Annotated in this window: 7 protein-coding genes; 6 read left to right on the top strand and 1 reads right to left on the bottom strand. The window is 58.7% G+C overall.

From position 1 onward, the window contains the following. The 6 genes from ROO76_13605 to ROO76_13580 form a co-directional block, all read left to right on the top strand. Positions 1-1,200 (top strand): NAD(P)(+) transhydrogenase (Re/Si-specific) subunit beta (locus ROO76_13605; protein MDT8069196.1); only part of this gene is annotated, 1,200 nt, incomplete at its 5' end. 125 nt (positions 1,201-1,325) lie between these two features. Then, a complete protein-coding gene (locus ROO76_13600) occupies positions 1,326-2,306 on the top strand; it encodes an aldo/keto reductase (protein ID MDT8069195.1) in 981 nt (326 codons plus the stop codon). A gap of 168 nt (positions 2,307-2,474) precedes the next feature. Beyond that, on the top strand, positions 2,475-3,371 hold the full coding sequence (locus tag ROO76_13595) for a methyltransferase domain-containing protein (protein MDT8069194.1): 897 nt from the start codon (positions 2,475-2,477) through the stop codon (positions 3,369-3,371). 291 nt (positions 3,372-3,662) lie between these two features. Continuing rightward, complete coding sequence (locus tag ROO76_13590; GenBank protein MDT8069193.1) at positions 3,663-6,044, top strand: DNA translocase FtsK; 2,382 nt, start codon at positions 3,663-3,665, stop codon at positions 6,042-6,044. A gap of 214 nt (positions 6,045-6,258) precedes the next feature. Further along, complete coding sequence (locus ROO76_13585; GenBank protein MDT8069192.1) at positions 6,259-7,506, top strand: ABC transporter permease; 1,248 nt, start codon at positions 6,259-6,261, stop codon at positions 7,504-7,506. Between the two features lies 1 nt (position 7,507). After that, entirely contained in the window at positions 7,508-8,749 is a 1,242-nt protein-coding gene (locus ROO76_13580; protein MDT8069191.1) for an ABC transporter permease, read from the top strand. Positions 8,750-8,790: 41 nt separating this feature from the next. Here ROO76_13580 and ROO76_13575 read toward each other — a convergent pair whose 3' ends face one another. Next, positions 8,791-12,228 carry a TonB-dependent receptor gene (locus ROO76_13575; GenBank protein ID MDT8069190.1) on the bottom strand — a complete coding sequence of 1,146 codons (3,438 nt, stop codon included), beginning with the start codon at positions 12,226-12,228 and terminating at the stop codon, positions 8,791-8,793. Positions 12,229-12,486 lie beyond the last annotated feature (258 nt).

Here is a 12,486-nt window from a genome sequence, read left to right as displayed (position 1 = left end):
GGCGTGGGCGTGCCGCTCGGCATGGTGAAGATGACCGCCGTGCCGCAGCGGACCGCGGTGAGTCACGCCTTTGGCGCGATGTCGGCGGCCTTGATCGGCATTGCGGAATATTACGTGTCGGCGCCGCGGGTTCCCAAGTTTCAGATGGCGGAAATCGGTCTCGAGGTGATTATCGGTTGCCTCACCTTTACCGGCAGCTTGATCGCCGCCGGAAAGCTTCAGGAACTTCTGCCGCAGCGGCCCATCACTTATAAAGGGCAGAACTTTGTGAGCCTGTCGGTACTCGGCGCGGCAATCGCGCTGATGGTGACGCTTGTGCTCCATCCGGAATTTACGCACCTGTTTCCGGTCATGGTCGGAGTGGCGCTGGTGTTTGGCGCCATGCTGGTCACTCCCATCGGCGGCGCGGATATGCCGACGGTGATTTCGCTGCTGAACTCCTACGCCGGATTCTCCGCGGCGCTGCTGGGCTTCGTGCTGAACAGCAAGGTGCTGGTCGTTGCCGGAGCCTTGGACGGCGCCTCCGGGTTCATCCTGTCCGTGGTTATGTGCAAGGCCATGAACCGCTCGTTCACGAACGTCCTGTTTGGCGCCTTCGGACAGGTACAGGCGGGTGCCGCCGCTGCCGCGGAAACCCGCACGGCGAAAAGCGCGAGCGCCGAAGATGCTGCTGGAATTCTGGCGGCCGCGAATTCGGTCGTGATCGTTCCCGGTTATGGCATGGCAGTCGCGCAGGCGCAGCACAAGGTTCGTGAACTCTATGACGCGCTGACCAAGCGCGGTGTCGACGTGCGTTTCGCGATTCACCCGGTCGCGGGCCGCATGCCCGGACATATGAACGTGCTCCTGGCCGAGGCGGATGTTCCATACGATCGTCTCGTGGAGATGGATGAGATCAATAGCGACCTTCCGCAAACCGATGTTGCGCTCGTCATCGGCGCCAATGATGTTACTAACCCGGCGGCTCGCACTGACTCGTCCAGCCCGATCTTTGGGATGCCCATCATCGACGTAGATAAGGCGCACACGGTGATGGTCATCAAGCGCTCGATGAGCCCGGGTTTCGCGGGCATCGATAACCCGCTCTACTACATGGACAACACCCTGATGCTGTTCGGCGACGCAAAGGCGTTCGTGGGGAATATCCTGAAAGAGTTGTCGGCAATGGGTGGGGGTGAAGCAACGGCTACGGGCAGGTGAACGCAAACGGAAGAAGAGACTTTTTCCTTCGCGTCCTCGTGGCCTTCGCAGTTAAACCAGAGTTTCCGGCCGATATCGCTCGAGCCGAAATCGCGCTGTAGCATCCGCGCATCAAAAATGTCGCTATGAAATATCGAAAGCTTGGCAAAACTAATGTTTCCGTATCAGCCATCGGACTCGGCTGCATGGGCATGTCAGAGTTCTATGGCACAACAAACGACGCAGAGTCGATCAAAACCATCCACCGTGCCCTGGAACTCGGCATCAACTTCCTCGATACCGCAGATGTTTACGGGCGTGGTCACAACGAGCAGCTTGTCGGACGCGCTATTCGCGACCGCCGCGACAAGGTGGTGCTCGCGACCAAGTTCGGCAACGTGCGTGACGAGCAGGGCAACTGGGTAGGCGTGAACGGCCGTCCCGAGTACATTCAGCAGGCCTGCGATGCCAGCCTGCGCCGCCTCGGCCTCGACCAGATAGACCTTTACTACCAGCATCGCGTCGATACCGACGTTCCGATCGAAGACACGGTCGGCGCCATGGCAAAGCTCGTCGAGCAAGGCAAGGTGAAGCACTTGGGGCTCTCCGAAGCTGCCGCCGCGACAGTTCGACGCGCAACAAAGGTGCACCGCATCGCTGCGCTGCAAACCGAGTACTCGTTCTGGACCCGCGACCCCGAGGAAAGTATTCTCCCCACCTGCCGCGAGCTGGGCATCACGTTTGTTGCGTACAGCCCGCTCGGGCGCGGGTTCCTCAGCAAGATGAGGCCCGACGATCTCGAAGCCAGCGACTATCGCCGAAACCATCCACGCTTCCAGTCCGGCAACATCGACCAGAACCTGCGCATTCGCCGCCACCTGGAAGAGATTGCCGGAGAGAAGGGAATCACGGTGTCGCAACTCGCGCTGGCATGGCTGCTTCACGAGGGCGACGACATCGTGCCGATCCCCGGGACGAAGCACGTAAAGTATCTCGAAGAGAACGCCGCCGCGGTTGACATCAGGCTGACGCGGGAAGACCTCGACCGTATCGATGAGGTCGCCCCGGTAGGCGCATTCGCTGGAGAGCGATACACGCCGGCAGCGATGGCCCGGGTAAATAAGTAAAACAATGAAGAACCGAAGATCGGGAAATCCGAAGGACAAACAGTACCCAAACTGAAGTGTTCTTCTGATTTTCCGATTAGCCAGCTCTTTCCCGTTTCGGAACGAAACTCAGTTCGCGCCTCATACACTTCTTCCCAGCAGGCGGACTGCTCCTGAAAACTATTTTTGATGCGAACCGCACTCTTCCACGAATCGGCGCATTTGCCCGAGTCGAAACTTTCGCCGCCGTTGGTGTGCTGCGTCATTTGCGGAGCGGAGTTCACGCGTAATCCGGTTGCGAAATTGCAGGACTCTCCCGATGTCTTTCTGCTGCGCTGTCCCAAGTGCTATGCCTGCAGCGGTTCCCGACTGCCGACAGAGAGCGCGCTCATAGAGTATTACTCGAACTATTACCGCAAGCCGGGGCCGAAAGTGACGCACGATTGCTCTGGGCGGTTTGGGCGCCACGTCGCGTCGTTCATCGGCGAACCGCGAAGAGACGTGGCGATCACGGATTTTGGTGGCGGCGAGGGGAGGCTGGCTTATTCCCTGGCGCAGATTCTTGCGGAGCGTGGTTGCACATCTGTGGAGATCACGGTTATCGATTACGCCGAGTGTGTCGCCACCCAAGATCCGCGAATCAGCATCAAGGCCCAGCGGCCCGGCGCGCCCATTCCGCCATCGGACGTCATCGTTGCAAGCGCTGTGCTGGAGCACCTTACGGATCCGCTGGGGTCGCTTACGCAACTGTTCGGCGCCCTGAATCGCGACGGTGTCCTGTATGTTCGGACGCCGGCAGTAGCGGGAATCCTGGAATTTGCTACGGTGCTCGGGCGGAAACTCGACTTCACTTTCCCCGCGCACATTCATGATTTCGGGCAGCGGTTTTGGGAAAACGTTCTCAACATCGTCCCTGAAGGATCGCGGTTCGAAGTTCTGCATTCCGCGCCGTCGCTGGTCGAAACCGATCTCCGCCATCACCCATGGCACACACTCGCCGCCTGCGTCGCAAAAGCTCCGTGGCGACTGCTGGGGAACAAGTACACGCTCGTTGGCGGCTGGGAAATCGTCTTCAGGCGCAAATAAAATCAGCGGCGCGAGTCGCCGGCGGCAGGTTGCCGAGGATCGGATTCTGGAACCCACGCGAAGACTCCCCAGGCAACCCGTCCAAAAAGGGCCCACAACCCTGGGCCACCCAAGCGAAATCGGGCATCAACCTTCGTACTGCCCGGAACCACCCGGAACCATGGAATTAGCTGTTCAGGCTCTGGATTTCTGTCATAATTCTCTTGCTCTGGCGTAAGATCGGCCAATCTTCAGGACGCGCGCTTCGGGACCCTAAGTCTCGGGAGTGGTCGTGTCCGTCCGCCGTACGCCATGATTAAATTTTTCTCGCGACTATTTACTCCAACAGGCAACAAGCGATTGAACGAACTGGTGGGATTCCTCCTGTTCGTCGCCGCCGTCCTCCTGTTCCTCGCGCTTGCGTCCTATAGCCCACTCGACCCCTCGTTCAATACGGCGTCGCGCGTCTCGGCATCGCAGCCGGCGCATAACTGGATCGGCATCACCGGCGCGTTGTTCAGCGACCTGATGTTCCAGTACATCGGCATCTCCATGTTCTTTGTCCCGGTGTACCTCGGGATGTTCGGCCAGCGCTGGTTCCGCTCGCGCAAGGTCGAGTCGCCGGCGGCCAAGACGCTGGGAGCGATCTCGCTCGTTGTGTTCTCCTCGGCTCTGATGGCGCTGCTCCCCTGGCACTGGAACTGGCTGCACGCGATTCCGATCGAGGGCCTGCTGGGCCGCATCGTCGGCGACGCGATGATTCACTACTTCAACGTCACCGGCGCATACATTGTTTGCCTGGCCGCAATTGCCGTCGCCCTCTATCTCTGCACGGCCTTCAGCTTCGGCGCCTTGCGCCTGTGGACCGAAACGCGCTTCTCATTCGTGTTCGCGGCGTGGGATCGCTTCCAGGATTGGCGAATCGCCCGTGCGAAGAACAAAGCCGAGCGCCTTGCGCGCAAGGAGAAAGAGAAGGCCGCGAAAGCTGCCGCCGCTCCGGTCGTCGCAGCACAGCCAACACCCATCCGCGCTCGCCAAATCGTTCCCGCTCCGCAGCCGCCGGCAAAGACCGGCATCGAGAAGATGCTGGAAGAGGAGCAGGGACCCAGTACGCCCGCGCCAATTGAAGCCCAGGCCGAGCAAGTCGCGGTCGGTACGCGTGCCGATGCCGACACTCGTCCGAAGACGGTCATGCCGAAGATGGCCGGCAGCTACAAACTGCCTTCGAGCGCGCTGCTGCATCGCGCCGATGAGCGCAGCGACTTCGACGAAGAGGAACTGAAGCGGCTCGCGCAGGTACTGACCGAGAAGTGCGCCGAATTCGGCGTGCATGGCCAGGTCACCCAAATCAACCCCGGACCGGTCGTCACCACGTTCGAATTCAAGCCAGAAGCTGGTATCAAGTACAGCCGCGTCGTCAGCCTTCAAGACGACCTTTGCCTGGCATTGAAAGCCGAAAGCGTGCTGATCGAGCGCATGGCCGGAAAATCGACCGTTGGCATCCAGGTACCGAATGAGCATCGCGAGACGATCTGGTTGCGCGAAGTTGTGGAAGCGCCGGAGTTCCTCAACAACAAATCGAAGCTGACGCTCTCGCTCGGCAAGGACATCAACGGGCGCATCCAGACCGCCGAACTGAACGCGATGCCGCACCTGCTGATTGCGGGTTCGACCGGAAGCGGCAAGTCGGTCGCGATCAACGCCTTCATCATGTCGATCCTCTACAAGGCGACGCCCGATCAGGTTCGACTGATCCTCGTGGACCCGAAGCGGCTGGAACTCGGCAACTACGAAGGCGTGCCGCACTTGTACGTACCCATCATCACCGAGCCCAAGCTGGCTTCGAACGCACTACGCAACGCCGTTCGCGAGATGGAGCGCCGCCTGAAAGTGCTCGCCGAAAAAGGCGTTCGCAACATCCTGCAGTACAACGAAACTTTCGAGGACAACGCGACGCCGAGCCTCTTCGACGACGGCACAGAGGAGAAGCCGCTGCCGTACATTGTCATCATCATCGACGAGTTGGCCGACCTGATGATGCTCGACGGCAGCAACGTCGAAGAGTCGATCACGCGCCTCGCCCAGATGGCACGCGCCGTCGGCATCCACCTGGTGCTGGCGACGCAGCGGCCTTCGGTGGACGTCATCACTGGTCTGATAAAAGCCAACTTCCCGTCACGCATGTCGTTCCGTGTGGCGACCAAGATCGATTCCCGAACGATTCTCGACGCCAATGGCGCCGAAGCCCTGCTGGGCCGCGGCGACATGCTCTACCTGCCGAACGGATCGTCGCGCCTGCATCGGGTGCACGCGCCGTTCGTCACCGAAAAAGAAATCGCAGCGGTCGTCGAGTTCTGGAAGAAACAGTCGGTCGCGCAGTACGACGAAGAGTTCCTCAAGGCGCCGAAAGAGGAAGGCAACAGCGTCCGCGGCGAAGCCGGCGAAGGAACGGACGGCGGCGATGGCGAGGAAGGCGACGAGCTTTACCAGGACGCAGTTCGCGTCGTGCTGGAGAGCGGCAAAGCCAGCACCTCGCTGCTGCAGCGTCGCCTGCGCATCGGCTACGGCCGCGCTGCGCACCTCATCGATCTGATGGAGCAGGACGGCATCGTTGGCGCCGCCGACGGGCCTCGCCCGCGTGAGGTGCTTAAGAGGCCGGATTGGCTGGCGGAGGTTGAGGACAGCCTGCGGTAGCGAGATCCGAAACAGGATTTGCCGTGCGAAGCACGTGCCCGGAATGATTTCTCGATATAACAACCTCAAGAAGATCTTGCGCCCAGAAATATCCTCACGCAGTGAGCGTGGACTTTTAAGCTAAATCCAAGAAAGTGCTGTCTTTTCGTCTTTCGAGTCGTCTATCCACAGGGGGCTGCGGAACTTTCCTTCCCGTGCCACCGTAAAGATTCTTATGAGGGCGCTGTTCGACACTTTTGGCCAGATTTTCCGTACGCTTTGGGCGCACAAGCTGCGCTCGTTTCTAACCATGTTCGGAATTGCCTGGGGCGTCGGCTCGCTTCTGTTGCTGGTTGGCCTCGGCGAAGGCTTTCGCACCGGCAATCGCCGTCAGTTGGATCAGATCGGCGAGAACATCATGTTCATCTTTCCGGCGCGTGCCCCTGCCATCGAGGGCAATCAGAACAGCGGCCGTGAATACAAGCTCACTTACCAGGATTACCGCGACATTGTGCGCGAGTGTCCGGACGTGCAGCAGGCCGTGCCTGCTCTTTCCCGCCAGGATTTGCGCGCGGTCAGCGAATACAATAGCGCCAACGGCCAGGTCATCGGCGCCGAACCGCAATTCCGTGGCATCCGGTATCTTCCGCTGAAGCAGGGCCGCTGGTTGAGCACGCAAGATGAAGGCGATCGCCGGAATGTCGCGGTGCTCGGCAGTGAAGTTGCGAAGAACCTTTATCCCGGCCACCCGGCGCTCGGAACCTTCATGCTCCTGAACGGGATGCGTTTCGAGGTCATCGGCGTCCTCGACCAGGTCGGCCGAGGCGATAACAACTCGACGAATCAGCGCATTTATATTCCGTACTCCACGATGTCGACGTATTTCCCGCTCAAAGAGGACGGCGAAATTGGAGCGCTTTCGTGGATCAACTACACCCCGCGCACGCGGGACTCCCATATTCTTGCGCGTAACGAAGTGCGACGTGTCATCGCTCGCAATCACGGCTTCGATTACCACAACGACGATGCCTTCGAAGAGTGGGACACGATCCGCTCGGCGCAGATGGTTGGCAAGATATTTGACGCAATGAATATGTTCCTCGGCAGCGTGGGCCTGGTGACGCTTGCGCTCGGAGCGATCGGCATCATCAACATCATGCTGGTCTCGGTCAGCGAGCGCACGCGCGAAATCGGGCTGAGGAAAGCCCTGGGCGCCACGAATCGAAGCATCCTGTTCCAGTTCTTTATGGAAGGCGTGCTGCTCACCCTGGTCAGCGGTGGTGTCGGCATGGGTTTCGCCGCCGGACTGATGGCCGCGCTGGGAACGCTACCATCACCGCCGGGATTTGATACACCCAAACTGGTGGCTTCATCGGCCACGCTGGCGATCGCGAGCCTCTCATGTGCGGGGATCGTGGCTGGCATTTACCCGGCGCGCAAAGCCGCGATGCTGACGCCGGTAGACGCGTTGAGGTCGGAGTGATATGAACAACGACCTGATCCAGCAGTCTTATGCCGCGCTTCGGTACAACCGTCGCCGCACCGCGCTCACCATGCTCGGCATGGCGTGGGGAATCGCCACGGTCGTCCTCCTGTTGGCATACGGAAACGGCTTCGGCCGCGCCATCGAGACAATCTTCGCCAGTTTCGGTTCTCACGTTTTTGGTGTGTTTCCCGGCCGAACCTCAATGCAGGCTGGCGGCAATAAGGCCGGCACTCAAATTCGATTCACGGTCGACGACGTCGAGAGGATCGCCGAGAACGTTCCACAGATAACTCGGATCACCCCCGAGGTCAACAAGCAGTCCAGCGTGCAGTATGACAACCGCACCTACAGCTTCCTCGTCCAGGGCGATTACCCGAATGTGCAGCATATCCGCAACCAGGAGGCCGAGTTCGGCCGTTTCTACAACGAGGAAGACCTGATTCAGAAAGCCCGCGTGGCCGTAATCGGCTCTGAGGCCAAGGACAAATTGTTCTCCGGTAAATGGGCGGTCGGGGAAACCATCCGCATCAACGGGCTCTCCTTCGAAGTCATTGGAGTGGCCAAGCCGAAGATGCAGGAGGGCGACAACGACATCAATCGCCTCATCTACGTGCCGTTCACGACCATGAGCGACCTCACCGATCCGCATTACCTAGACGCCATGTGGATCGAGTTCGAAGGGGACAATTACGACCAGATCGAAAAGCAGATACGCACCGTGCTCGCACAGCACTACAACTTCAGACCGGAAGACCGGCGCGCTGTGTGGGTTTTCAGCGCCATGCGCCAGCTTTATCAGTTCCGAATCATCACCATGGGATTGCAGGTGCTGCTGGCATTCATCGGAACCCTGACGCTCGGTATCGGCGGCGTCGGCCTGATGAACATCATGTTGGTTTCAGTCACCCAGCGCACCCGTGAGATCGGCGTCGAAATGGCTCTTGGGGCCACGCGCAGCACCATCCGCCGCCAGTTTCTCGCTGAAGCCCTGGCTATCACCTTCTCGGGTGGACTGGCGGGAATACTGCTGGCTTATGCGATCTCGTTTTCTGTCGGAAAACTCACGTTCTACAGCGCGCTGGCCAAGCACGCCACCGACGCTGACATCCGTCTCCTGATCTCGCCGAGCAGCGTCATCATCTCCACCCTGATCCTCACCGTCGTCGGCCTCATCAGCGGCATGCTGCCGGCCATCCGTGCCTCAAGGCTCGATCCCATCGAAGCCCTGCGATACGAATAAAGGCCGCCGGCGAACCGGCGGCCTTTCAATTCACGGAGCGATCAGAACGTGATTCTCGCTCCCAGTTGGATGATGCGTGGATCGGCCGTGGTGGTAATCAACCCGAAGTTCGAGTTATACGGGCTCAGGTGGCCTGAGTCGGGGTTATCGAACTGTGTATGGTTGAAAACGTTGAAGAATTCAAGCCGCAGTTCGAGCGCCGAATTTTCATTCCACAGTTTCGTGGATTTTGCGATCGCAAAATCCATGTTGGTGCGGCCCGGTCCGCGGAATGAGTTCCGGGCCATGGTTCCATAACTGGGCGAATACGGCAATGTATCGCTCGTATTGAAAACGTCTTCGCAATCGGCATCTGGAGTGCCCGGAGGACAGAAGCCGTAACTCATTGCGCTGACGTCGAAGTTGGAGATCGGGACCCAGAGCGCGCCGTCGGGGGTCATGTTAGACCACGGATCGACGGTCGTGATCTTGCTCCCGGTAAGGTTCGGACGCACCAGCGAAGAGTCCCCAGCGCCCGAGGGGCCGGGTCTGTACATTCCACGAGAGAGGAATCCCCGGATGTCGATTGGGAACCCTGTCCTCCACGTGATGATCGGATAGATGCTCCATCCTTTCGTTAACCGCTGCGGACCACTTGCCCACGCATTCTGGAAGGGGAGGTCCCAGCCGCCGCTGAAAGTAATCCGATGTGCAACATCCATATCCGAAACGGCGCGGTCCCTGCCGCGGTCGTAATATGGCACACGGTCGCTGTTCTGGCGGAAGCCGGACGCCGTGTCGATATTCTTGGCCCAGGTGTAGCCGAAAGTGAAGTAGGTGGCCCCGAACCACTTTTCGGAACCAGTGATTTGTTTCTTCAGGCTACTCTGGAAAGCGTTGTAGCTCTGGTTGCCCACGTTGTCGAAGGTATCGGTATAGCTGAATATCTCCGGCGCGCCACCTGGCTGCACATTCAGCACGCGGTTCAAGGTTCCAAGAATGAACGGATTGCTGTCCACCAATCCGGTTAGTTTTCGCGATTGCGTGCCCACGTATGCCACGTTCAGCAGATAGGCGTTCCCCAACTGCTGCTGAACGCTCAAGTTGTACTGCATGATGTACGGTGTACGCAGGTGCGGGTTCACGAAGTAGACGCCGTTACCGCTGAAGGGAATGAAACCATTCGCGGCAAAGTCAATGTTCGGTGCGGGTGGCTGCGATGGGAAGTTGTTTATGTTGCCGGTCGAACCAAATGGATCCGCGAAATATGGGATTGCACCCGGGTAGCTCGGCGAATCGAAGTAGAAGTCCGCGAAGCCGAAGAATGGTGCCTGGCCGTTGAACTGCAGGTTGTCTTCACCGCCGAGAATGTTGTAGAAAATTCCAAACCCGCCGCGGACGCTCAACTTATTACTTGCCAAAGGACTCCACGAGAATCCGAACCTCGGCGCAAAGTCGTTGCGGTCCGGGAAGTTCGCCCCGTCTGGCGCTCCTTTGTCGCCCGGGAACACGAGACCGAGCGGAGCGTTTACGAATCGGGTCGATTGCAGGCCTGGAACGATCGAGAAGGACCTGCCCTGCGTGTCTTTTTTCGGGCTGTTGTACTCATAGCGAAGTCCGAAGTTCAAGACCAGTCGGGGCGTGATCCGCCACTCATCCTGCGCGAACACTCCCCACGACTTCGAGCGGATGTTCGAAGGGGCGTTTCCGAACTGGTAGTACTCGTCCGGGACTCCAAGCAGCATGTCGGCAAATTCCACGCCCGTTCCTACGGAGCCGCCCGATCCATAGAAGTCGAACTCGCCATTGACCTCGTATGCGTAGATCGTGTTGTTCTGATATGGCGAGAAAAGTCCGCCGGCTTTCAGGGTGTGTTTCCCCTTCGTCCAGGAGAGGACGTCGGAGTACTCGAACGTATTGTTCACCTTGTCCAGCGGTCCACGATACGTGAAGCCGATCGTCATGCCCGAATCGTAGAAATAGAGAATCGGGGGTCCCGTCGAAAGGTCGGGTGTAATAGCAATCCCGAGGTCCGCTGCGGTGGGCAGTTTCGGTATCGGATTTCCCTCCGCCTGATTCAATCTCTGGATGGTCATCCGTGCTTCGTTCAGAAGGGTTGGCGAGAGATTCTTGGTATAAGCGAGATTGAGGAAGTATTTGTGGGTTTTGTCCGCTACCGGGAATGGAATAGAGGCTCCGCCCGCAAATGGGCGCACCACCGGCGCACGGCCCCAGCCCAGGGTTGCCGCGAGGCGGTCGTTCTGGGTGAAGTTGAAGTCCAGCTTCGTCGTGAGTTCGTCGAAGTTATCCGTCGCAAGCGCATTTGTCGAGAGAGTGCTGGAAGTATTGCTGCCGCTATTCGGAATCAAGCCTGCCGCAATGTATTTCTGGATAATGGGATTGATTTTTGTGGGATCGATGATCCCCTGCGCTGCGAGCGTGGGATCGGCCTGGAAATAGGAATTCGCCTGCAGGAACGATGCGACTGCAGCCTGTGATTCCGGCCCCGACTGGGAGAAGTCGCCGCCGATTTCCAACGCCGTCGGCACAGTGGCCGTTTGTACCTGCGCCTGGTGCTGAATCTGCTTCTGGTAGGAGACAAAGAAGAAGGCTTTGTCTTTCTTGATCGGTCCGCCGAATGTGCCGCCGAACTGGTTGCGTTTCAAAACATCGCGCGGCAGGCCGAACAGCTTGTTGAAGAAGCTGTTCGCATTGAACGCGTCGTTGCGGTTGAATTCAAACGCGCTCCCGTGCCAGCCGTTGGTGCCAGACTTGGTAACTACGCTGATGATGCCACCGCCGTTGCGTCCGTATTCCGCGCTGTAGTTACTCTCCAGAACGCGGAATTCCGCGATCGCATCCGGGTTCGGGTTGAACACGACCTCGTTGGTCAGCAGGCTATTGTTCAGTCCGCCATCGAGAAGGAACGTCACTGCATCGGATCTTCCTCCCGCGATCGTGAACGATCCTGCGAGCGAAGAGTCCGGCTTGACATTCAATTCCACGACGCCCGGTTCGAGCTTCGCAAGGTCCAGAACATTGCGCCCGTTCAGGGGCATATTGACGATCGGCCGTTCCGTGATCGACGCGCCAATGGTGGAGTTGTACGCCTCCACCATCGTCGCATTGCCGGTAACCTCAACCGTCTCTGTGCTCGCCCCGACTCGCAAGTCCACGTCGATGCGAAGTGACTGGTTAATCTCCAACTGGTACGGCTTCGTCACGGTTGTCTGGAAGCCGGTTTGATGTACGGTGAGTTTATATTCACCGATGGGCAAATTGCTGACATAGTACGAGCCATCGACATCGGTTTTGGCTGTGTTCTTGACCTGCGTGTCGACGTTGGTGACGATTACTTCGGCGCCCGGAACGACGGCGCCGACAGGATCTTTCACCGTGCCGACAATTTTTCCGGTCGCTTGCTGTGCTGGTGCCTGTTGCAGTACGAAAATCGCCGCGAAAATGATAAAGACAAATAACCGCAAAATCCGTCGGTTCACGTGAGCCTCCTCGCTTGCCTGCGTGCACTGAATGCACTGCTGTAACCCTGGGCCAACCGAATAAGAATGTGCTGCCAATGATTCCCTTATGAGTACGAAGGGACCTGTGCGCATTCAATCTGCCAGCTAAAGCTCGCGAGGCGCGGCTGAAATGGAGTAACGAATGGGGTGAAGTTGCACCACGACAACTCGCACCTATGGCTCGTGAACGCGGAAAGCGTACCCCAAATGGCACTTTCGTGGCAATCGAGAAAATGG

The organism is Terriglobia bacterium (genome assembly GCA_032252755.1).
Lineage (GTDB): Bacteria > Acidobacteriota > Terriglobia > Terriglobales > Acidobacteriaceae > JAVUPY01.
Note: the sequence above shows the minus strand (reverse complement) of the source record. Positions and strands in the feature narration are given on the sequence as shown.